Source organism: Pseudoalteromonas ardens, from assembly GCF_030125445.1.
Classification (GTDB): Bacteria; Pseudomonadota; Gammaproteobacteria; order Enterobacterales; family Alteromonadaceae; genus Pseudoalteromonas; species Pseudoalteromonas ardens.
In genome coordinates, this window is the sequence record NZ_JASJUV010000004.1 from 317,768 (window position 1) to 339,766 (window position 21,999).

19 protein-coding genes are annotated in these 21,999 nt (G+C 46.8%); 7 read left to right on the forward strand and 12 right to left on the reverse strand.

Translation table 11 applies throughout. The features are described 5' to 3' along the window. Positions 1-16 precede the first annotated feature (16 nt). Positions 17-2,518, reverse strand: coding sequence for a PilZ domain-containing protein (locus QNM19_RS15080; protein ID WP_049864870.1), 2,502 nt, complete (start codon positions 2,516-2,518; stop codon positions 17-19). Between the two features lie 136 nt (positions 2,519-2,654). Between QNM19_RS15080 and radA the strand changes: the two genes are divergently transcribed. Then, positions 2,655-4,025, forward strand: a complete 1,371-nt coding sequence (radA, locus tag QNM19_RS15085; RefSeq protein ID WP_049864869.1) for a DNA repair protein RadA — start codon at positions 2,655-2,657, stop codon at positions 4,023-4,025. Positions 4,026-4,039: 14 nt separating this feature from the next. Continuing rightward, complete coding sequence (locus QNM19_RS15090) at positions 4,040-4,954, forward strand: hypothetical protein (RefSeq protein WP_049864868.1); 915 nt, start codon at positions 4,040-4,042, stop codon at positions 4,952-4,954. A gap of 61 nt (positions 4,955-5,015) precedes the next feature. Here the strand turns inward: QNM19_RS15090 and QNM19_RS15095 are convergent, their stop codons facing one another. After that, a complete protein-coding gene (locus tag QNM19_RS15095) occupies positions 5,016-6,353 on the reverse strand; it encodes a peptidoglycan DD-metalloendopeptidase family protein (RefSeq protein WP_284026883.1) in 1,338 nt (445 codons plus the stop codon). Between the two features lie 162 nt (positions 6,354-6,515). Between QNM19_RS15095 and tyrS the strand changes: the two genes are divergently transcribed. Then, positions 6,516-7,715, forward strand: a complete 1,200-nt coding sequence (gene tyrS, locus QNM19_RS15100) for a tyrosine--tRNA ligase (RefSeq protein WP_040644590.1) — start codon at positions 6,516-6,518, stop codon at positions 7,713-7,715. A 55-nt stretch (positions 7,716-7,770) separates the two neighbouring features. On the opposite strand, the gene QNM19_RS15105 is transcribed toward tyrS, so the two are convergent. From QNM19_RS15105 to folE2, 4 genes are all read right to left on the reverse strand, one after another. Beyond that, positions 7,771-8,721, reverse strand: a complete 951-nt coding sequence (locus QNM19_RS15105) for a cobalamin biosynthesis protein CobD/CbiB (RefSeq protein ID WP_049864867.1) — start codon at positions 8,719-8,721, stop codon at positions 7,771-7,773. A 1-nt stretch (position 8,722) separates the two neighbouring features. Next, the gene (gene mtnN, locus QNM19_RS15110; protein WP_010383539.1) at positions 8,723-9,430 is read right to left on the reverse strand and encodes a 5'-methylthioadenosine/S-adenosylhomocysteine nucleosidase; all 708 of its coding nucleotides are present in this window, start codon (positions 9,428-9,430) and stop codon (positions 8,723-8,725) included. Positions 9,431-9,557: 127 nt separating this feature from the next. Beyond that, positions 9,558-10,148: a DUF2726 domain-containing protein gene (locus QNM19_RS15115; protein ID WP_049864866.1), complete on the reverse strand. Its 591-nt coding sequence runs from the start codon at positions 10,146-10,148 to the stop codon at positions 9,558-9,560. 144 nt (positions 10,149-10,292) lie between these two features. Continuing rightward, entirely contained in the window at positions 10,293-11,213 is a 921-nt protein-coding gene (gene folE2 / locus QNM19_RS15120) for a GTP cyclohydrolase FolE2 (RefSeq protein ID WP_284026884.1), read from the reverse strand. A 271-nt stretch (positions 11,214-11,484) separates the two neighbouring features. Here folE2 and arcB point away from each other — a divergent pair, with 271 nt between their 5' ends. After that, entirely contained in the window at positions 11,485-13,812 is a 2,328-nt protein-coding gene (gene arcB / locus QNM19_RS15125) for an aerobic respiration two-component sensor histidine kinase ArcB (RefSeq protein ID WP_049864642.1), read from the forward strand. 7 nt (positions 13,813-13,819) lie between these two features. On the opposite strand, the gene arcA is transcribed toward arcB, so the two are convergent. The 5 genes from arcA to trmB form a co-directional block, all read right to left on the reverse strand. Next, positions 13,820-14,539 (reverse strand): two-component system response regulator ArcA, encoded by a 720-nt coding sequence (gene arcA / locus QNM19_RS15130; protein WP_010383531.1) that lies wholly within the window; start codon positions 14,537-14,539, stop codon positions 13,820-13,822. A gap of 107 nt (positions 14,540-14,646) precedes the next feature. Further along, entirely contained in the window at positions 14,647-15,165 is a 519-nt protein-coding gene (locus QNM19_RS15135) for a YfiR family protein (RefSeq protein ID WP_284026902.1), read from the reverse strand. Positions 15,166-15,170: 5 nt separating this feature from the next. Continuing rightward, positions 15,171-16,793, reverse strand: a complete 1,623-nt coding sequence (locus QNM19_RS15140) for an ATP-binding protein (protein ID WP_284026885.1) — start codon at positions 16,791-16,793, stop codon at positions 15,171-15,173. A gap of 187 nt (positions 16,794-16,980) precedes the next feature. Beyond that, positions 16,981-18,018: a methyltransferase gene (locus tag QNM19_RS15145; RefSeq protein ID WP_284026886.1), complete on the reverse strand. Its 1,038-nt coding sequence runs from the start codon at positions 18,016-18,018 to the stop codon at positions 16,981-16,983. Positions 18,019-18,067: 49 nt separating this feature from the next. Next, the gene (gene trmB, locus QNM19_RS15150; RefSeq protein WP_049864640.1) at positions 18,068-18,793 is read right to left on the reverse strand and encodes a tRNA (guanosine(46)-N7)-methyltransferase TrmB; all 726 of its coding nucleotides are present in this window, start codon (positions 18,791-18,793) and stop codon (positions 18,068-18,070) included. A 130-nt stretch (positions 18,794-18,923) separates the two neighbouring features. On the opposite strand from trmB, the gene mutY reads away from it, so the two are divergent. Next, entirely contained in the window at positions 18,924-19,982 is a 1,059-nt protein-coding gene (gene mutY, locus QNM19_RS15155; RefSeq protein ID WP_049864639.1) for an A/G-specific adenine glycosylase, read from the forward strand. A 34-nt stretch (positions 19,983-20,016) separates the two neighbouring features. Beyond that, complete coding sequence (locus QNM19_RS15160) at positions 20,017-20,289, forward strand: oxidative damage protection protein (RefSeq protein WP_010383523.1); 273 nt, start codon at positions 20,017-20,019, stop codon at positions 20,287-20,289. 56 nt (positions 20,290-20,345) lie between these two features. Here QNM19_RS15160 and ispB read toward each other — a convergent pair whose 3' ends face one another. Beyond that, the gene (gene ispB, locus QNM19_RS15165) at positions 20,346-21,317 is read right to left on the reverse strand and encodes an octaprenyl diphosphate synthase (protein WP_049864638.1); all 972 of its coding nucleotides are present in this window, start codon (positions 21,315-21,317) and stop codon (positions 20,346-20,348) included. Positions 21,318-21,675: 358 nt separating this feature from the next. On the opposite strand from ispB, the gene rplU reads away from it, so the two are divergent. Then, positions 21,676-21,987, forward strand: coding sequence for a 50S ribosomal protein L21 (rplU, locus tag QNM19_RS15170; RefSeq protein WP_010383520.1), 312 nt, complete (start codon positions 21,676-21,678; stop codon positions 21,985-21,987). Positions 21,988-21,999 lie beyond the last annotated feature (12 nt).

Below are 21,999 nucleotides of genomic sequence, written 5' to 3' on the forward strand. Positions count from 1 at the left end.
GCTGTCGGGGACACGCTTAGCCGGGCTGAGCAGCTAACCAGGTGTGTTTACGCTCAGTCATTGCCGCCAGTTGATTTGGCTGAACATCCAGTGTGGACAGGAGCTGTTCTGTCACATCTATCAAATCGCATACCCCAGCCACATTCCACAGCGCTTCTTCCAGGCCTTTGGCTTTGTGAATGGCATAATGACTGACATATCTCAGCTCGTTGGCCAGGTAATCCATATCAGGGCGGCCTGTTTTGGAGATATACAGATGAAATACAAACAGTAACTCTTTTTTAAGCGCTCGTTTGATAAATAAAAACATTGGGTCCAGGGATTCACCCGCAGCGACACATTGGCTTTTCAGTGCTTCTTTTAGTTCCGTAGCCTGAGGATCAAAACGCAGGAACACCGTATATTGTAGGGGTTTATCCTGACGAGATTGCTTGCGTAAACGCTCACCCAGATAGTCACCAATAAACTCGCCCGGCAGTAACCCTTCGCTCTGGACATACTCCTGATGATTATGGTGATACACCTGACTGAGTAACACTTTGTGTAGCGCTGTCGGGTAGAGTCCTTGAGCAACGGCGCCAATTCTAAAATGGGCCGCAGATTTGTGCAGATATAAAGGAAACTGACAAATGCTCTTAGTGACCATGTTGCGCAGTGCGTGCGACAAACCGGGGATCCTCGGGGCTTCTTCACATGGCTGAAGCTTGTTCTTATTACTCTCGATCAGGACCTTAAAAAAAGTGATGGCAGTATGCTGCACGTTGCTGAGAATATTGACCTTCAGATTGATGATGGTTTTTGCTTTGTTGACAGCCATGACCTCATACCTGAGCTTGGTCAGATTGTGTTGCTTGGTGATTTTTTGCAGCTCGGGCAGGTCGAGATGTACAATATCACCTTTTTGCAGTGTCGCTGGTTCTTCAAGTGCGACTTGCAGGCCCATGACTGAGAAATCCCGGGTATGACCATGCAGCGCCTGGCCATCCTCTTGGTTCACCGTCGCTGCGGTCTTATACAGATAGCGTTTGTGTGAACGCAGGTTGATATACTCAAGTGCGACGACTTCAAGTGGGGGAGGTACTTTGGCTTTGCCATGGCCAAACTGCTTGATGAGATTAACTTGCTCTTTTGGATAGTCCAGCGCCTGATAATATGCTGTTTGCTGCTCGGTGGTAATATCGCTGAGCGTCATCAGATATTTCACATTTTCAATCAGTCCCTGCACCCGTGGGGTTGGGCGTTTGTTGAGCTTCTCAACATTCTTGCCAGCGCTGGAGGGCAAAGAAAGCGGGATAAAGGCGTCTTCATGGTGGCTGGGCATCAGCTGAACTTTAAAGATCCGCCAGCTCTCTTTTTGACTGCCAAAGCCCATAAATAGGTCACGTAATTCAGCGGACTTTTTAAGTTCCCAGTCGAATGCTGAGTAAAAATAAATTTTGCCATTCTTGCCATGGGTGAATGTGTAACAGTAGGCTTCTTTCACCGGCTCAGGGCGAAGCAATAACATATCAAGGCGTTGCTGATTGAACACACTGTAGAGCGAAGATGTTTTTCTCTCATCTTCAAAGTAATAGTTAATGTGTGCGTTGTTTTCATTCGTGAGTACCAGGCTCGGGTAGAGCATAGTTTTAGCCTGGCTAAAAAACACGAACAGTGAATTAACACGGGGCAGGTAATATTGCTCATATCCCTTACACACGACGGCATCCATGGTGTTATCCAGGTTGATCTTGTAACGACGTTTATTACCATGGATAAAACTCTGTAAAAAGTCATCAAACCCACTGTTGTTTTCTACAAAAGTACGCTTGAGGCGAACGTGGTTATACTCACTGGAGACCGGATCAACGGCGACCACTTCATACTGGATCCCACTTTTCAGGCCCAGTTCAAAATCCTGCTCAAGACCGACCAGCCGCAGCGACACTAAATCACCTTTGTGTAAGTGGTAGTTTGGGGCCAGCTTTATTTTCGCGCCACTGAGGGATATATCTGACGTACTGGCATTGGCGATGCGCTGATTGCCAAATTCTACCGTGATCTTGATTGAGTAATTCATCCGCTCTTCTATACGACTCTCGTATGAAGCAAAGCGGATGTACTGAGTTGACTGAGAGAGGTCCAGCCCAGGCGTATCTTCTTCTTGCTGCTGGGCTGCCTGCTTTTGCATGACCTTAAAGTTATTGTCGGTGTTCATAACCGCTTCGTAAACGGCTAAGGTATACCCGCCATAACGTGCGACTTCTTGCTCAAATACCCGGATTGCAACATCGTCCATAAAATGTTGCTTCCCGTCATGCTCATAGGGTTTTACCTGCCCTGACACCTGGCCACGCAGGTCGATAAAGCGTGCTACGGGCTGTGATAGCCGGGTCATTTCCATCTTCAGCAGGAACTGGTCAGGCTTACTGAGTTGCGCCGTTTTTTGCTTGAAGATAAAGTCAAAATTTGGATCGCCGAGATCAATCTTTAATTCATCTATTAAGTCTTGGTATTGTTGTAATTTATCTTCAGCCATAGGTACACATTTTAAATCAGCAGATCTTACCCGGTTATTGTTTCAGCCTTTGCCAAATTTATGTCAGTATTAACGCTTACTGTTGAACTAAGCTTAATTGAGTTTTAATTTAAGCAATAACTATGCCTTGATTTTTATGGGAAAAAAGAAAACCGCATTTGTCTGTAGTGATTGTGGAGCGGAATTTGCTCGATGGCAAGGGCAATGTTCTGAATGTAAAGCCTGGAATACAATTACTGAGTTCAGGGTGCCATCTGTCAAAGCGGCACCGCGTGCTGGAACGATGGCTGGATACGCCGGTGTTGTCGAAGCTAAGGTCCAGACACTGGATGAAGTTAACCTCGAGTCTTTACCTAGATTTTCTACTGGATTCAAAGAGTTCGACCGCGTGCTAGGTGGTGGTGTGGTGCCGGGCAGTGCCATCTTGATAGGTGGTGAGCCGGGGGCTGGTAAGAGTACTTTGCTGTTGCAGACCATGTGTTTGCTGGCCGAGTCCATGCCGACTTTATATGTAACGGGCGAGGAGTCTTTGCAGCAAGTGGCGATGCGTGCAAAACGACTGGGTCTGCCGACTAACAAATTGCGTACATTGGCCGAAACGAATGTGGAAAGCATCTGTCAGCTGGCCTTGCGTGAAAAGCCTGCCATTATGGTCATCGACTCGATACAGGTGATGCACATGAGTGATGTTCAGTCGGCACCCGGGAGCGTGTCTCAGGTGCGTGAGAGTGCCGCTTACCTGACCCGGTTCGCTAAGCAAAACCAGGTTGCCATTATTATGGTAGGCCACGTGACTAAAGATGGTTCCCTGGCGGGTCCTAAGGTACTGGAACATTGTATTGATTGTTCTATTTTACTGGAAGGCAGCAGTGATAGCCGTTTCAGAACGCTGCGTGGCAACAAAAACCGCTTTGGCGCGGTCAACGAGCTTGGTGTATTCGCTATGACAGGCCAGGGCCTGAAAGAGGTGAGTAATCCGTCTGCTATTTTCCTCAACCGTGGTGAGGAGCAAACGCCTGGCTCTTTGGTGATGGTCATCTGGGAAGGCACCCGCCCGCTGCTGGTCGAGGTTCAGGCGCTGGTGGACTACTCTCAACTGGCCAACCCACGTCGTGTGACTGTCGGTCTGGAGCAAAATCGTCTGGCGATGTTGCTTGCGGTGTTACACCGTCATGGCGGATTGCAGGTCGCCGATCAGGATGTCTTTGTTAATGTTGTCGGCGGCGTCAAGGTATCCGAAACCAGCGCCGATTTAGCGTTAATTGCTGCTTTGGTCTCGAGTTTCAAAAATCATGCTTTGGAACGTCAGATGGTGGTGTTTGGAGAAGTCGGGTTGGGAGGAGAGATCCGTCCGGTACCCAGCGGCCAGGAAAGACTGCGCGAAGCGGCGAAACATGGCTTCAAACGTGCTATTGTACCTATCGCGAATAAACCAAAGGACGCCATTGAGGGAATGGAAGTGGTTGCCGTTGCCAGCCTCAGTGATGCGCTCGAAGCCTTGTTTTAAGGGAATCCACAAAAATGAAAAAATCTACGATTATGTTGGCGATGGCGGGTGTGCTGTCAGCTGCTGTTGTTGGCGCACACTTTTATGCTAATCAACAAGCAGAGTTGGTGGTACAGGAGCAAATTTCACAATTTGCTGAACAATCTGAGCTGCTTATTGAACACCAGGGGTCGTCCTATAATTTGTTCACCAACACAATAAAAGTACAGTCTTTAGAGATCAAAGATGCTGCGGAGCAACAGGTCCTGCTGAACATTGGTGAATTCAGCTTACAGGGCTATGAAGCTGATAAAATCAGTGAGTTTACTGAAGTTAAGCTGGCCAATGTGACACTGAGCCCCGTGCTGGCAGCAGAGCTGGAACAGCAAGCTGCCACGCTGGCAGGTACCAGTTATGCGCTTACATCCTCTTTACGTTATAACCCGGACAACGGCAACAGCCAGTTCAAATCTTCCGTTGAGGCGGATGGGGTAGTGGGTGTTGAGTTCAACTTCGATCTGGGCAACAGTGCTGAGCTGATGGCTACCTCTCTGGAGATGCAGCAGAGCACAGAGATGACGCTGGAGCAGGAACTGCAAATGCAGAGCAAGTTGATCTCAGCGGTACAGTCACTGCAGCCACAGACTCTGACATTTGCCATTGCCGGACAGCCGAAGTTAGACGCTTTGGTGACAGAGTTACTGACCAACCAGGGACTGAGTAAAGAGCAATTCCAACAGATGCTGGCCATGCAACTGGCGCAGGTACCTGTTTCTGAAGAAGCCAAGCAGGGGCTTAGTGGTTTTGCAGCTGGTCTTAATGCACTGGAGGTCAATGTGTCAGTAGATGAGGCGATGGACTTCAACGCATTTTCTCAGCAAGTTCAGTCTTTGGCCGCTGATCCTGAGGCACTTGAAAAGTTCTTAAATCTGAAAATAACGGGCTCTTAAGCCAGGTTGTTAAACAGCAAAAAGCCACCTTTCGGTGGCTTTTTTGTATGAAGGCGTTTGATTAATTATTCAATGCCAGCATCAGCTCGCGATTACGTTCCAGCTTGGCGAGCATTTGCTGTGCAAGCGGTTTAAAGGTGGCGAGTTCAGCCGCTGGTAAAGGCTGTGACTTAGGCAGCTTGGCTGTGCGCGGGTTACGGTGCACGCCATCTACCAGAAACTCATAATGCAGATGAGCACCGGTTACGCGGCCCGTTGCACCAACGGTACCAATTTTCTGGCCCTGCTTGACCTTCTGGCCTTTTTTGACATGGCGCTTATGCAGGTGCAGGTACTTTGTCACATACTGACTGCCGTGCTGTATAAATACATAGTTACCATTCAGGCGGTTGAAGTCTGATTTAATGACTTTACCATTACCGGCGGATACCACAGGGGTGCCAACTCTGGCGGCGTAATCTATGCCGCGGTGTGCCGACACGCGGCCCGTGACAGGGTGCAGACGGCGAGGATTAAAGTTGGAGCTAATATATTTGAAATCAACCGGTGCACGCAGGAAGGCCTTTTTCATGCTGCGGCCTTCAGGGGTGTAGAAGTCACCGTCGGAGTGACGTACCGCAGTATAACGTTCGCCCTGATTGATAAACTCAGCAGCGATGATTTTGCCAGTACCTATTTCTTCACCGTCTACAAAATGTGATTCATAGATCAAAGAGAACTGATCGCCTTTGCGAATATCGTTGGCAAAGTCGACATCCCAGCCAAAGATGTGGGCAAAGTTCATGATCTGACGCTCAGACAAGCCAGCGGTAATACCAGCTGTCCAAAAGCTGGACTTGATCTCGCCGCCGGCTGACTTTTCGACTGTTTCTATTTCTTTACTTTCGATCCGCGTGGCGTAGCTGCCTTCCTCATTACGGCTGACAAGTAACGTATCTGTTTTCGAAAGCACATATTTCAGCTGTAATAACTCACCCTGTTCATTACTGGCAAAGCTCAGCACTTCACCTGGGTGGATCTTAGTGAGTTTACGTGTTTCAGCGTTGGTATTGACGAGCTTGTGCAGCGTTTGTGCTGAAAAACCAGCGCGTTTAAATATCACCGCCAGGCTGTCGCCGTTGCGAACCTGGTGATCGACGAAGTTATACTGGGGGACGTCAAGAGCCTGCGGCTGTTCAATGATTTCGGGCGCTTCACTGAGCTCTGTCAGTTGAGGTTGTTGCTCATCAACATTCAAAGGAAGCTCATAGCGCTTGCCGACTTCGAGCGCGTCTTTGTCGTGATCTCGGGAGGCTGTTGCCTTCTCAGACGGAATGAGTGCAATAGCGACCATTGCTGACAGCAAGCCCAGGATCAGCAACTTGTGTTTTTTTGGGAGTTTGTGCACTGCATGTACCATAACGTGCCTTTTCCGCTGTCAAGAATTATTGCAAATAATAGTGCAGCATATACGTAATAATGCGCAAATACCAGTCTTTTATACATTTAAACTACCCCAAATATAAGCTAAAATCGGGCGATTAACTGATTAAATTGTTGGAGTGAGGTTGGCGTGACAACTGTGGACATAGATACGGCATTGGCAGAGATAAAGCGCGGTGCTGAAGAAATTCTGATTGAAGAAGATTTAAAAGAAAGGCTGAAGTCAGGTAAAAAGTTGCGGATCAAAGCGGGTTTCGATCCAACAGCCCCGGATTTGCACTTGGGCCATACGGTCCTTATCAACAAGCTAAAAACTTTCCAAGACTTAGGGCATGAGGTTATTTTCCTGATCGGTGATTTCACAGGCATGATTGGCGACCCTACGGGTAAAAATGTCACTCGTAAACCGCTGACTCGTGAAGATGTACTGGCTAATGCTGAAACCTATAAAGAGCAAGTATTTAAGATTCTGGATCCGGCTAAAACCACTGTGGCGTTCAATTCTGAATGGATGGAAAAATTAGGCAGTGCGGGCATGATTAAGCTTGCAGCGCGCCAAACGGTTGCGCGTATGCTTGAACGTGATGATTTCAAAAAGCGTTATGCAGGTGGCCAGTCAATTGCTATTCATGAATTCCTTTACCCGCTGGTACAGGGGTGGGATTCTGTGGCATTGGAAGCGGATGTCGAACTCGGTGGTACCGATCAGCGCTTTAACCTGTTAATGGGCAGGGAGTTACAAAAAGAAGAAGGTCAGAAGCCACAAACCGTGCTGATGATGCCATTGCTGGAAGGCACCGATGGCGTGCAGAAGATGTCTAAGTCACTGGGTAACTATATTGGTATCACAGATGCGCCAAACGATATGTTTGGTAAAGTGATGTCGATTTCTGACGAACTGATGTGGCGTTACTACGAGTTGCTGAGCGCTAAATCACTGGAAGAGATTGCAGGCCTTAAAGAAGAAGTGGCTGGTGGCCGTAATCCACGAGACATTAAAATTGAGTTTGCAAAAGAAATGATCGCACGTTTCCACAGCGAAGCGGATGCCGAGGCAGCGCATCAGGATTTCATTAAGCGTTTCCAGAAAAATGCCCTGCCTGATGATATTCCAGAGGTAACCATCACCATTGCTGAGCCTGCGACTTTCATCACTAATGTACTAAAAGAAGCGGGCCTGGTTGCCAGCACTTCAGAAGCGATGCGTATGATTAAGCAAGGCGCGGTAAAGCTCAATGGTGAAGAGAAAGTCACCGACTCTAAGCTGAGCGTTGAAAAAGGCTCTACAGCAATTTACCAGGTAGGTAAACGCAAGTTCGCCAAAATCACGGTTGAATAATCGACGACTTGATCAGCAAGTATAAAGAAAAAGGGCGGCTATTTGGCTGCCCTTTTTAATGCGTGAGAATATTGATGGTTAACCAGCACAGACACAGTGCACAAAGGAAGAACCAGCGCATGGTTGCCAATAACTTGAGCATCAGGCTTATGGTTTCCGGTTCGGGTGGTTTGTCGCTGCCAATGCGCATATTGTCAAATCGCTGCTGCTGATAAAAACGTGGCCCGGCCAGCTGGGTATTGAGACTGGCTGCGAACAAGGCCAGGATCCAACCTGAGCTGGTTGGGCGGTAGAATTGGCCATAGTGTTTTAGGTAGTGCAGTGTTTTCCCGAGGTTTTGTGTGAGTGCCATCATTAAAACGAACAGCCTGACGGGTAACCATTCTAAAATTGCCAGGCTCAGTTGCAGCGGTTTAATAAATGCTGAGTCTGGTCGCATTTTGCTGCGCCAGGCGTGATCGCAGAGCAACATCAATTTATAGCTCAGTGCCAGCAGTGGGCCACCGATCAGATAAAATACCATCACCAGATAGAAATGCCGCATGCCCCGTAATGCCAGACTGTCCAGGCATGCCTTACAGATGCCCATTAATGACAGTTTTTCGACATCCCGGTTTACCATAGCGCCAAGTAACTGGCGTGCCGCGGCTTTTTGTTGTTGTTTAAGCAGAATCGCAATCCGTTTGGCACGCCGTTCATGTTGAATATCGAGACAGAAAAATAATACCAGGCCACCCAGCCACTGAGGATAGAAAGACAAATAGCCCAGAGCGGCCAAAATAAGCAGGATAGTCAGCATTGGCAGGATACATGCGAGGCTACCGGATAGCCATTGATAGGGATTGGGCGCCTTAGGGCGATAAACTTTTTGGGCCAGGTTAGTAAACAACAGCGTCATGACGACATTGGGGTGATACAGGCTGGAAGTTCTGAATCCTATCGCGCTGAGTGTTGCCAGTAAAAAAATCAGCAAGCCCGTGTGGGCTTGCAAATGTTCAGTTAACACTTTACAGCGAAACCTGATCCAGCTTTGCCAACAGGGCAGTAACCAGCTTAGAAGAATTTACTGAGGCAACTTCCAGGTAGGCGTCGAATGATTGCGGCGATTCTTTGCCGGCGATGTCCGACAGTGAGCGGATCACAACGAATGGAGTGTGTAAAACATGACAGGCCTGAGCAATCGCGGCACCTTCCATTTCAACCGCCAGCATGTGCGGGAAGTCCTGACGCGTCTTGTCGATGCGCACTGGATCGCACATGAATGAATCACCGGTACAGATCTGCCCCACTTTTGTCTGAATGTCAGTCAGTTCACCGACACTTTGCTGAGCGGCTTCAACCAGCGCAGAGTGCGCGCTAAAACCCGCTGGCATTTGCGGTACCTGACCCAGTTCATAGCCAAATGCAGTGACGTCAACATCATGATGTCTTACTTCAGACGAGATCACGACGTCGCCGACGTTCAATTCAGGATCAAAGCCGCCTGCTGAACCGGTATTGATAACACAGTCAGGGCTGTAGTTGTCGATAAGCAGCGTTGTTGCCACTGTCGCGGCCACTTTGCCAATACCAGACTGAACCAGAGTGACTTCGTGACCACCCAGTTCACCATGATAAAAGGTGAAACCGCCTTTGGTTGCGGTTTGTGTATTGTTCATTGCGTCACGCAGGATCGTGACTTCCTGTTCCATCGCGCCAATAATACCTACTTTCATAATCTTCTCTTATTTTTTAACTGTGTTGCTCATTATATATCAAAACTGGCGTTAGAAAATATGGTGTTAGGCAGGTTAAGAGGTTTTGCTGTCAGCCCTGAGGCGGGCCGACAGTATGCTGGAGGGGCTAAATTTCTGCCAGTTGTGTTGCCGCGGCCTTGGCCTGAGACGGTGAAAGTACCGCAGGTTTGTAATTGCGATTGCGTGGCTTGCCCTGTGGCTCTGGTTTCTTGCCTAGTTTAAACAGAATGGCAGCGCGCACTTCAGCGCTTTTGTAACCACTCTTTACCTTCATACGAATATGTGGGATCCCGGCTGATTCCAGCGCACCGCTGACGAACCAGTCTTTTTGCGCTTTGTGGCCGTTTTTGTTGGCGTTGTTAACCAGGTCAACGGCAGCGACAATATTGAGCGTTTCTTTGTCAACCAGTACATAATCGAGCTGCTTATTTTGCGCTTTGGTGATAGCAGCCCGGCGTGCCTTTTTAGAGAGCCCTGGTTTGCACTCGATGATTTCAATCAGCTTAACCCGACTAACAACTTTGAACTTGTCACCGACTGAGCGCTCTAGCAGTTGTAAGAAGGAGGCTTCGACAGTTGTGAATACAGACTCTTTTCGGTTAAACGGGTAGGGGTTACCGCCGTTATCCGTATATTTTGAAATAACAATGGAAGCAATAACGACCAGCGCCAGAATAGATAATAATGTTAGTTCCATAAATCACTCCACGACAACAATTTGACTTGGAGATTATTAAGCAAAGAGCGTGCCTAAAGTGACTTTTAAGGAGAGTTAAAGATTAAATACGCTCGGCGCTTTGGGACGGCCGAGCGTTTAAAAAAAGCAAATTGCTTGACTGGATCAGACGCGGTAGCCGTCTTTCAGGCCTTTTACAGCATACGCAACGGCATCGTGTGCATGCAAAGATTCGTAGTGGTTTATCTTTATATAGTAGTCTGGATAATTTTCTGCTTCAAATAAGGCTTTGAGCTTTCTGGCGGCATCTTCACAGAACATCAGGTTTTGACCATTAAGGCGAGCAAATTCTTGCTCATCTTCACGTTTAACTGCAGCCTGTACAGGTGTTTTCAGTTCATCTTCTACCATGTTGACCAGACCCAGGATGTCAAACTCCTGACAGTGTTCATCTAGTTTGACTTTGATATTCGTCACTGAACGCTGTGAGTGTGGTGTTGCCAGGATGCCTTCTGTGGTGCCTAACCAGGCGTGAACACTGGCATGATCGAGTGATTGATCGGCAAACTTTTCTTCAAAGGCATTTTGGATCAGCTGACGGGCAAGTGCGGCTGAACAAGGGCAGGTTGATGAGTAAGTGACATCAACGGCTAGTTCCAGATTAAACCGGCCATTTGCCAGATTAGCTGTGATCATAACCGGGTAGTTTTTCCAGCCTTGCTTACCACTTAATAATGAGGCACGGCGCAATGGTAATTCGAAATGAAACGTCACTTTAGCGCTGTGGCTCAGTCCTTCATGGCTGGTGATAAAGCTATCCAGAACTGAGCGAATTGTCGCGGGTGTCAGCGTCTGCTCACAGGACAGCGAGTCGAGTGCCAAAAATAGTCGTGACATATGGATACCTTTCGCATCTTCCCTGTCCAGGCTGACAAACGCATCCGCTTTGGCAGTTACGGGCGTATCATTCAAGCCTTTGCTGGATAACAGTAAAGGTAGCTCGATATTTCCCATTCCGACCCAGTCCAGCTTACCTTCTTGTAAGGCGTCCGCAGAATGTGCAATGTCAGGCATTGAAGTTGGCATTTGAACTCTCTTAATCACGACTATCAGGGCTGGGCATGTTACACCAAAATGTCACAACTTGCCGAGCCCGCTGGAAAATTTCTGGCAAAAAAATCGCCCAAGTGTGCAAAAATTCATACGCCGATGTCGACTTTCTAAACATCCGCAAAATACACTGAATACGGGCGCTACAGAGGTTATTTTAGTTTGTGCAATGTCGCCTGCGACCTTTGGTCACTCGCTTCTGTGTTTTGGTCAGGTATAATGTAGGGGTTAACTAGGTGATTTTATTATGCTTGACTCTTCATTTGGGACTTGGGCCCGAATTTTATCGAATTTGATTAAAAACTACGGAGACCGCTGGGCGGGGGTTGTGGCCTACGCTTTTGTGCTTATCGTGTCTTTGGTTTTGGCGTGTATGTTTTACTACGTGGCGCTCGGTGAAGTCACACTGGTCAATGTGCTGTCAGTGGTGTTATTTGCGGCATTAACCTCCCCATTGCTGCTTTCTGTTGCTATCTATGCAATGCGTCAGCTCGATGCGTCGAAAGAGTATCTTGAATCTGCGACACAACAAGAAAAACTGCTCAATCAGACACTCAAAGACAACATTAACCGGCTCAATAACGAAATTGACGAGCGGAAAATGGCGCTGCATGCAAAGCACCGGGCAATAGCAGAGTTGCGTAAAGAGATCTCAGAGCGGCGTAAAGCTGAGCAAGAGCTGGCACAACAGAGTATGTTACTGCGTAGTATCGTGGATTCATCCCCTGACTTATTCTATTACCGTGATGAACGCGGCGTATTTGCGGGTTACAACAAGAAGTTTGAACAAGTCATTGGCAAAACCAGTGACCAACTGATTGGTCATACTGTCCAGGAAGTCTTTGGTGAGCAGGATATCCCCAGGGTACTGCAAACCGATGAGCAAGTGATTGAAACCCAGCAATCGATTAATGTTGACGTAGAATACCCGGTTGCCAACGAAAATTGCTGGTTTGAGATGCGTAAATTGCCCTTCATTAACGATGATGGGGAGTATATCGGGCTATTGGCGTTCGGCCGTGATATTACCAGCCGTAAAGAAGCAGAGCAGGCACTGGAAACGGCTTACAAAGATAAAGGGAAATTTATTGCCACTTTGAGTCACGAGCTGCGCACGCCGCTCAATGGTATTGTCGGTCTGACACGTATGTTGCTGGACACTGAACTGACAAAACAACAAAAAAGCTGGTGTAACACCGTTTTCTCCAGTGCTGAAACCTTAGGCAATATCTTTAATGACATTATCGATCTGGACAAGATTGACAGAGAACAGCTGGATATTGCCACAGACAGTATCAATGTGTCGGACTTTATCAATGACGTTGTCAACTTTGCGGGCCTGATAGCCGAACAAAAAGCCCTTGAGTTCAATATCAAGCGTTCGGGTATGTTGGATATCTATGCCTTGTTAGATCCGACTCGTTTGCGCCAGGTGTTGTGGAATCTTATCAACAATGCGGTGAAATTTACCCACCGAGGCAGCGTCACCCTGGAGTGTCGTCGTGAAAACCGTGCTGATGGCCCCTGGTTGTCGATCAGTGTCATCGACACTGGCGTGGGGATCCCTTCTGATCAACAAGACCGTATTTTTGACATGTATTACAAAGCGCCCGATGCCAGTGGTAATAATGCCATCGGTTCGGGGATTGGCCTGGCTGTGACAAAAGCACTGGTACATGCCATGAAAGGCACGATCCATGTCAGCAGCATGCAAGGAGAGGGCAGTCGCTTTGATGTGGAGCTACCTTTGGAACTCTGCTCAGCGCCTAACGAGCAAAGCTATGCAGGTCGTAGCCTTTACATTTTGTTGGTAGAAGATGTGCCATTGAATGCTGAAATTGCCACCAACTTGCTGGAACAGCGTGGACACGAAGTAGTCTGGGCTGAAACCGGGGAAGATGCCTTATCAATGGTTGAAACTGAGGATGAGTTGGATCTGATCCTGCTTGATATGCAATTGCCAGATATTAATGGTGATGAAATTGCGCGGCAGATCCGTGCCGATAGTCACTTTGACGAGCTACCTATTGTAGCGCTGACGGCCAATGTGCGTAGCGCAGAGCAAGAGCTGCAGGGAATTGATATTCAGGGCGCATTGGCGAAACCGATCAACACCACAAAGCTGGACAAGATGCTTGCGGAGCTGTTTGGGATAGAAGCAAGTAAAGATAAACAAGCTTCGCCTCAGTCCGAGCCGTTGCAATTGAGCGAGCAAGAGAAAGCTTTACTGGATGTGGAAACAATCACTGATTTTGTATCATCTATGGGTATAGAGCCCTTTAAGCGCAGCTGTGACTTATTTGCTCGCCTTAATCCGACTTACTACAAAGAGCTGGATGAGGCTAATCAGAATGAGGATACTGAGACTTATGTGTCTGTGGCACACAAGCTAAAGGGCGCCGCAGGCTCTGTTGGTCTGCAGAATGTGCAATTACATGCTAAAACGATGGAACTGGAAGGTGCTCAGGTAGACACAGTGCAGCGTGCAGATTGGTTGGATGATCTGGAAGTGAAAATAAGAGAAGGGCAATCTGCCCTTCACTCATTAATTGCAAAGCTCGCTGAAAACTCGTAACGCAAACTTATTGGCTATCGATCTTACCGATGAAGCGGTAGCCTTCACCATGGATGGTGCTGATCAGTTCAGGCGTGTTGTTGTCGGTTTCAAAGTGCTTACGGATGCGACGGATAGTAACGTCTACCGTTCTGTCGTTGGCGCGTAGCTCACGGCCTGTCATGTGCTTGATCAGCTGCTCACGACTGAAGATGCGACCCGGTGAGTCCAACATAAGACGCAGCGCACGATATTCGCCCTTCGGCAAACGTTTTGCTTCACCTGTTGGTGAAGTCAGGCAGCGGCTATTCTCATCCAATTCCCAACCGTTAAATGTAATGACGCCATTGCTGTCAATACTAGACTCTTCCGGGCTTGAGCCGGTACGAGTGATCAGGTTGCGCACGCGGATTGTAAGCTCACGTGGGTTGAAAGGCTTAGTGACATAGTCGTCGGCACCGATCTCCAGACCAAGAATACGGTCGACATCGTTGTCACGACCGGTCAAGAAAATAAGACCGATGTTTTTCTTCTGGCGTAACTCACGAGCCAGGATAAGGCCATTTTTACCAGGCAGGTTAATATCCATGATCACACAGTTGACATCGTCGTTTGACGTCAATTTTTCATGCATATCATCGCCATCAATGGCTTCAATTACCTTATAACCTTCGGCTTCAAATAAACTAACGAGGTTCAGTCGAGTTACGTCTTCATCCTCAACAATTAGAATGACTGGCGTTTGCATTATTAATTAACCTTTTCGGAATATTGTATTTACAAAATCATCGGCGTTATATAATAAAACCGAATGTTAACGATTATAGGAGTATATTCAATTGTTAACAAGTAAAATCAGTTAGGATAAAACTTGGAGACGGCAAGCAACCGGGAAAGCACCTTAAAGTTGTGCTGAGTGACTTCTTGCTTGTTTATATACAGCCTTATCTTACTCCCTTCCTGGACCAAGGAAGCAATCCCACCCCCTTCCAAAAATTCGATACTTTCGCCCACAGTTACCATACTTAGGGCCATTGTATCGGTCCAAGCGGACAGTATATCATCTTCCAATGTTTCATCAATGTATGTGATATCACATCTTTGGGAAAGTTCCCGCAGAGAGTCAGACTTTTTTACTTCTATTATTTCAATCGGCTTTGAACGTATTTTTAAGGTACGGTTACTATATAAAACAGCACCTGGTCCATTTTTTATGTCATAAAAACAAAATCGAGTAATTTTCTTATTCTTTTGCTCTGGAAAATCAATGAACTTTGCCATTTGGTACAAAAAGGCTGAACGGATTTCTTCCGGCGATTTCGCATAACTAAACGTAGGAAAAAGAGAAACACAACAAAAAATAAATAGGTACATTAATCTCACTGTGTACCTCCTTTCAGAGGCAAGCTGATCACAAATTGAGTACCTGATTTATAGTCTTCTTGTAGTGTGATGCTTCCCCCCAGCGCCTGAGTGACCAGGTTATACACTAAATGCATACCCAGGCCACTTCCACCTTCTCCCCGGCGAGTGGTAACAAATGGATCAAATATGCGCTTTTTGATGGCATTTGGCACACCGATACCATTGTCACTGTATACAATCGTTAATTGCTGGTCTTCTCTGTTCACTTTTATAGCAATTTCGTTATTTTCATCGCTTGTAAATCCGTGCAACAGGGAGTTTGAGAACAGTTGCTCAAACACTTGTTGCAGCAAGCCTGACTTACTTCTGATGGTGAGTTCTTCAGGACAGTCCAGATGAATTTGAGGCGCTTTGAGCTCCAATTCGGTGCGCATTGCGCCCATTACAGCATTGAGTAGTTTAGTAATATTGACGTCTGAATTTATCTCTATGTCCTGACTGACGGCGACCTTCTTAAAGCTGGAGATCAAATCAGCAGCCCGGTTGAGGTTGCGATAAATGAGATCCAGATTTTCAATCCCTTCTTTGATAAATCGTTCCAGTTGCTTTGAAGTGAGCGTTTTTTGCTGGAAAGCGACTTCAATATCGCTGAGTTTATCGCGTAATAATGTCGATCCGGTGACACCTAGCCCAATAGGCGTATTAACTTCGTGCGCCACGCCTGCAACCATTTGACCCAGTGATGCCATCTTTTCATTTTCAACTATCTGGTTCTGATACTGATGCATACGTTCGAGCGTATTGAGTAGTTCCTGATTCGCTTCTCTGAGTGCAATGGTGCGCTGATTGACTTTCTCTTCCAGGCTCTGGTTGAGCTGTTTTATTTCTAGCTTATCTGCCTGATGGCGCTCAAGTTGATTTTGCGTTCGGGTCAGCATGATATTGAGGTTGTTAGCGAGGATATTAATTTCTTCTATGTCGCTTTTTTCCGCCCGGGTGGCATAGTTGTGATTTTTCGAAACATCCTGTAGTAGCACTGACAGCGACTCTATTGGGCTGGCTATTCGTTTTTGGATCCCGCGGGCGACAAACATCACCAGCACCAGTACAAACAGGGTCAGAGCGATATCGACCAGTATTTTGCGGTTGATATATTCGGCCAGGTGTTCAAGCCCGCCACGCAGATAGACGTATCCTTCTATGTTACCTTCATACTCTACAGGCAAGATCAACTCGATATAGTCTTCGGAAATTTTTGGTGTTCGGAGTTCTTCGATCTGATTGACCTTGAGCGGCACGGGCGGTGTTTTACTGGCATTGTAGCTGGTGAAAAAGACGGGCCGATTAGTGACATCATCAATGGCATAGATGTGAATGTTTTTCACCAGGTCGACTTTATCAAATGATTTGAGCCGCTTTTCCTCCGTTTTTCTGTCGTCAAAAATCAGCGTCACCTGAGCGTTAAATGCAATGATCTCGGCTATCATTTCCAGCTTATTAATGATCAACTGCTTTTGCTTTTTAACGTCGAGATAGGTTGAAATTGAGATAGACAGGGACAAAGACAGCGCCGTTACTAGCATGACGGCACTGATCAGCACTTTTCTTATACTTGTTTTGGTTGCGTATTTACCCATTGGGAGACCACAAATCCCGCTTGCCTGCTATTCACTCACTTTAGTTTAGCAGTATAGAACACAAAAAAGCTCACATTTTACGAAACGATTCAGCACTTTGCTGACTGGCAAAGATTTAACAGTCGACGCAGGCTGGTGCAACAATGTAAATATGGCCAGTTCAACTGGATATTGGACTGGCCGGCACTCAATTTTTACGGGCCTGATAGACGGCAAATTTGGTATTTTTGGCCAATGTAACGCATTGTCCAAAGCGTGCTTCAATGAGTGGGGGGTACTTTAGAAAGCTATTTGCAACAATGCGTAGTTGTGACCCTTTACCCATGTGATCGGCTACACCTTTGATAAACCCTTCGGCAATGTCATAATCCGTTTTAATACCAGTATGAAAAGGCGGGTTACTGATAATGGCATCAAAACGACCCTTCAATTGCCTTAGGCCATCGCTGAGCACCAGTTCAGCTTTATGGCCATTTAAGTGCAAGGTTTGTTCACAGGCATACAGGGCGAGCGCATTCACATCCAGGCAGCTGAAGCGCACTTTGGGTGACTGATTAAGCACAAACGTGGCGATGATCCCGGCACCACATCCAAAGTCGAGCATACATCCCTTGGCGGGTAGCTCAAGATGTTCCAGCAGTAACTTAGTGCCGACATCCAGCTTGCCATGATTAAACACGCCCGGAACACTGACTGCATCAAACTGCTGCCCGGCAACGTTAATGCTAAATGTTTGCTGATAGTTGGCGATGTCAAAGTGTGACAAAGGTTGCAGTTGGGCAAACTCATATAAAATACAATGTTTAGCGCTGTCCAGTTTGTAATGCGCCTCACAGTTATCTTGCAGTTGTTTTTCTGCAGATTTAACGCCGCCTTTGTTTTCTCCAACTACCAGTAAGCGAGTTTGCTCAGAGCACAATGCTCGAATATTGTCGAACATCATCTGTGCTTCTGGTTTAGATTTCGGATAGTAATAAATGACCAGGTCAATATTGTCGAGTGCGGGCAGGCTATGTGAGACATAACTGGTGATATTAGTTACCTTTTCGGCAACCTGATGAGCAGCAAAGTCATAACTGAATGCGCTGATACTTGCCTGCGGATTCAATTGCTTTAGTTCTGACAAAAAGCCATCGCGTTGGTGATTGATGACCAAAATTTGCTGGCCTGTCAGTTCTTCTTCATTGCGCAGCAGTAATAAACTGGGGTTGGTTAATTTTTGCATCTGAGATCCAGAAAAGGCGGGGCTGATTGCCCCGAAAAGCAGTGACAGATCAGGCTGTACGTTCGAACATCAGATCCCAAACGCCATGACCGAGACGGTGACCGCGCTGTTCAAATTTAGTCAGAGGGCGGAAGTCTGGACGTGGTACATAATCATTGTTGTCAGACTGGTTTGCAAATCCAGGTGCGGCCTGCATGACTTCGAGCATGTGCTCTGCATAGTTTTCCCAGTCGGTTGCCATGTGGAATACACCACCAATACGTAGTTTAGTGCGCAACTTCTCGACAAACTCGGCCTGCACAATGCGACGTTTATGGTGACGTTTTTTATGCCATGGGTCCGGGAAGAATAGCTGCAGCTTGGCCAGGCTGGCGTCCGGGATGCAATCAGCCAGTACTTCAACGGCATCATGCTCGAATACGCGCAAGTTAGTGACACCTTGTTCATCTGCTTCCATTAGACAGGCACCAACACCCGGGCGATGTACTTCAATGCCAATAAAATTTTGGTCAGGTGAGTTTTTCGCCATTTCTACTAGCGATTTACCCATACCAAAGCCAATTTCAACCACGACATCATTGTCGTTGCCAAACACCTCGGTAAAGTCCAGGCGACCCTGAGCGTGCTCCAGGCCCATCGTTGCCCAACATTTTTCAATGGCGGCAGCTTGCCCTTTGGTCAGGCGGCCTTCGCGTTTTACAAAGCTGCGTACTTTGCGAATGTATTTGCCTTCCTGTTCGGCTTGTTCCAGAGCGGTTTTACTCGATTCGTTCATGGTCTTCATCTTCGGTGTAAAAAATGGGCGCACATTATCGCTATTCACAGCGCCAAGTACAAGAGCTTGACCTTTGAAAAAAGCTTCATACACTGGCGCGTGTATTAGCAAGTAAAAGCAGAGTCTAGTAATGACAGTAAATAATGAGCAGGCCCAATGGTTTGCCAAACAGGTTGTCGATTGGTACCAGTTACATGGGCGTAAAACCTTGCCCTGGCAGCTTGAAAAAACCCCGTATAAGGTCTGGGTATCTGAGGTGATGTTACAGCAAACTCAGGTGGTTACCGTGATCCCATATTTCGAGCGTTTTATGGCGCGTTTCCCAACCATCATAGATCTGGCCGATGCGCCGGAAGATGAAGTGCTTCATCACTGGACTGGCCTTGGGTATTACGCACGAGCGCGAAACTTACATAAAACGGCCAAAATAGTCCGTGATGAATATCAGGGTAAGTTTCCGCAAACATTAGAAGCCGTAATGGCCTTACCTGGAATTGGCCGTTCAACGGCCGGGGCTGTACTCTCTTTGTCTTTGGGTCAGGCGCATCCCATTCTGGATGGCAATGTAAAACGTGTATTGGCACGTTTTTTTATGGTGGAAGGTTGGTATGGCGTCAAAAAGGTCGAAAACCATTTATGGGCGCTGACCGATGCGCTGACACCAAAAGATCGTGTTTCAGAATATAATCAGGCGATGATGGATTTAGGGGCAAGCCTATGTAGTCGTAGCAACTTTGACTGTGAAGCTTGTCCTTTAGTCAGTCGTTGTCAGGCGTATCAACAGGGCAGAGTAAAAGAGTTTCCTAATTCAAAGCCGAAAAAAGCTAAGCCGAAGAAAGCGGCTTATCACCTGATAGTGCGAGCTGATGACAAAGTACTCATGGAGAAGCGCCCAAGTAGCGGTATTTGGGGTGGCTTGTTTGGTTTTTTTGAGTTCAGTGAGTTGGCAGAGCTGGAAACTTTTTTGGCGCAACAAGGGCTATCGGGTAGCCAGCAAACGTTGTCGCCGTTCGTGCATATATTTACGCATTTTGAACTGACTATTACGCCAGTGGTTGTCAAATTAGAAGCGACGCCTGATTGTGTTCACGATAATCCACTCTTGTGGTACGAGCTGGCACAGCCTGCTGAAGTGGGTTTAGCAGCACCGACTAAAAAGTTGGTTAAAGTCTTAAAGGCAATGGGGTAAACTTAGCAACAACAAATGTATAAAGGGTAAAGAGATGGCACGTACCGTATTTTGTCAAAAGTTACAAAAAGAAGCTCCAGGGTTAGATTTTCAACTTTATCCGGGAGAAGTTGGCGAACGCATCTTTAACAACATCAGTAAAGAAGCGTGGCAGCAGTGGCAACATAAACAGACTATGCTGATCAACGAAAAGCACTTGAATATGATGGATCCTGAACATCGTCAACAACTGGAAGAGCAAATGGTCGGTTTTTTGTTTGAAGGTAAAGATGTTGAAATCGAAGGTTACCGTCCAAAAGACGCGTAATCTACTTGATTGAAAAAGGCTGCCCAGGCAGCCTTTTTTAATGTCTTTTTGATGTCTTAGTAGCTGCGCTCAACAGCTAGCTTTGCCAATGAAATCAGAGCTGTTTTATGCTCTGACTCCGCCAGTACATTGAGCTGTTCAATGGCCTTCTGCGACTCTTTTCGTGCACGTTCCATGGTATGCTCCAGCGCTTCTGTCTGCTCTAGTGTGGCCAGAATTTCAGTGAGGTTATCAAGCCCATTGCCATTGGCAATGGCGTCACGGATCTGTGCAACTTGTGCTTCACTGCCGTGGCGCATTGCATAAATTAACGGCAGAGTTGGCTTACCTTCGGCTAAGTCATCACCGATATTTTTGCCAAGCTGCTCAGCATTGGCACTGTAGTCGAGGACATCGTCTACCAGCTGAAAAGCCGTGCCTAAATGCATACCATACAGTTTAAGTGCTTCTTTGGTGGCTGCAGATTGATCCAACACAACAGCTGGTAGCATAGTTGCCGCTTCGAATAATTTGGCTGTTTTACTGTAAATCACCTGCATGTAACTTTGTTCAGTCGTATCCGGATCATTGCAGTTCATCAGCTGCAATACTTCACCTTCTGCAATCACGTTGGTTGCATCAGCGAGGATCTGCATCACTTCCATATTTTCCAGTCCGACCATCAACTGGAAAGAGCGTGTGTATATAAAGTCACCAACCAGCACGCTTGCGGCATTGCCAAATTCAGCATTGGCAGTTGGCTCACCACGGCGAAGAGCAGACTCGTCAACCACATCATCATGCAACAAGGTTGCCGTGTGGATAAATTCAATGATGGTCGCCAGTGTAATGTGCTTGTCGCCCTGATACCCTAATGCTTTGGCTACTAAAAGCGCCAGCATAGGGCGGATACGTTTGCCACCACTATTGACTATATATAAGCCAAGTTGATTAACCAGTGCGACGTCAGATTGCATTTGGTCGCTGATAAGTCGATTAACGGCAAGCATGTCTTGCTCAATCAATCTCTGGATCGCTTTGATATCCATAACGCTCCGAGCTAAAGCCTCATTCAGGGATGTTCGAGCCGCAAGTGTACATTAAAATTCACCGTGACTCGATAACTTGCCGTAATAGAGGTTAAAAAATCAGTGCTTTTGTATGTTTTTTGCACTTGTTGGTTGTTTCTGATCAGAATTCCAGTGTTGAAAAGCAAAAAAAGAGCTTGGCTTATCACACCTATTCGTTAGAATAAATGAAAATATTATTACGCCCTCAAGTTAGCTATTTTTTATTCATTTATTTGCGATCTAGGGCTTGCGTGAAGTAGCACATTAGCGTAAACTTCGCGCCCTATTGAAGAATATTAAGTTGCGTCGATTTGAGGGCGCACAGACGGAGTTAATTATGTACGCGGTTTTCCAAAGTGGTGGTAAACAGCACCGTGTGACTGAAGGTCAAACAATTCGTCTAGAGAAACTAGACGTTGAGACTGGTGCATCAATTGAATTTGATTCAGTACTTCTTGTAGCTGATGGTGAAAAAATCGAGATCGGTGCGCCGTTCGTAAACGGTGGTAAGATTACAGCTGAAGTTGTATCTCACGGTCGTGGCGAGAAAATTAAGATCGTTAAATTTAGACGTCGTAAGCATTCTCGTAAGCAGATGGGCCACCGTCAGTGGTTCACTGAAGTTAAAATCACTGGCATTAGCGCTTAATTTAGAGGTACA

What these genes read in the sequence shown, in the direction of transcription:
- QNM19_RS15080 (WP_049864870.1), bottom strand. Translation starts at nt 2,518, where the DNA reads ATGGCTGAAGATAAATTACAACAATACCAAGACTTAATAGATGAATTA.
- radA (WP_049864869.1), top strand. Translation starts at nt 2,655, where the DNA reads ATGGGAAAAAAGAAAACCGCATTTGTCTGTAGTGATTGTGGAGCGGAA.
- QNM19_RS15090 (WP_049864868.1), top strand. Translation starts at nt 4,040, where the DNA reads ATGAAAAAATCTACGATTATGTTGGCGATGGCGGGTGTGCTGTCAGCT.
- QNM19_RS15095 (WP_284026883.1), bottom strand. Translation starts at nt 6,353, where the DNA reads ATGGTACATGCAGTGCACAAACTCCCAAAAAAACACAAGTTGCTGATC.
- mtnN (WP_010383539.1), bottom strand. Translation starts at nt 9,430, where the DNA reads ATGAAAGTAGGTATTATTGGCGCGATGGAACAGGAAGTCACGATCCTG.
- QNM19_RS15115 (WP_049864866.1), bottom strand. Translation starts at nt 10,148, where the DNA reads ATGGAACTAACATTATTATCTATTCTGGCGCTGGTCGTTATTGCTTCC.
- folE2 (WP_284026884.1), bottom strand. Translation starts at nt 11,213, where the DNA reads ATGCCAACTTCAATGCCTGACATTGCACATTCTGCGGACGCCTTACAA.
- arcB (WP_049864642.1), top strand. Translation starts at nt 11,485, where the DNA reads ATGCTTGACTCTTCATTTGGGACTTGGGCCCGAATTTTATCGAATTTG.
- arcA (WP_010383531.1), bottom strand. Translation starts at nt 14,539, where the DNA reads ATGCAAACGCCAGTCATTCTAATTGTTGAGGATGAAGACGTAACTCGA.
- QNM19_RS15135 (WP_284026902.1), bottom strand. Translation starts at nt 15,165, where the DNA reads ATGTACCTATTTATTTTTTGTTGTGTTTCTCTTTTTCCTACGTTTAGT.
- QNM19_RS15140 (WP_284026885.1), bottom strand. Translation starts at nt 16,793, where the DNA reads ATGGGTAAATACGCAACCAAAACAAGTATAAGAAAAGTGCTGATCAGT.
- QNM19_RS15145 (WP_284026886.1), bottom strand. Translation starts at nt 18,018, where the DNA reads ATGCAAAAATTAACCAACCCCAGTTTATTACTGCTGCGCAATGAAGAA.
- trmB (WP_049864640.1), bottom strand. Translation starts at nt 18,793, where the DNA reads ATGAACGAATCGAGTAAAACCGCTCTGGAACAAGCCGAACAGGAAGGC.
- mutY (WP_049864639.1), top strand. Translation starts at nt 18,924, where the DNA reads ATGACAGTAAATAATGAGCAGGCCCAATGGTTTGCCAAACAGGTTGTC.
- QNM19_RS15160 (WP_010383523.1), top strand. Translation starts at nt 20,017, where the DNA reads ATGGCACGTACCGTATTTTGTCAAAAGTTACAAAAAGAAGCTCCAGGG.
- ispB (WP_049864638.1), bottom strand. Translation starts at nt 21,317, where the DNA reads ATGGATATCAAAGCGATCCAGAGATTGATTGAGCAAGACATGCTTGCC.
- rplU (WP_010383520.1), top strand. Translation starts at nt 21,676, where the DNA reads ATGTACGCGGTTTTCCAAAGTGGTGGTAAACAGCACCGTGTGACTGAA.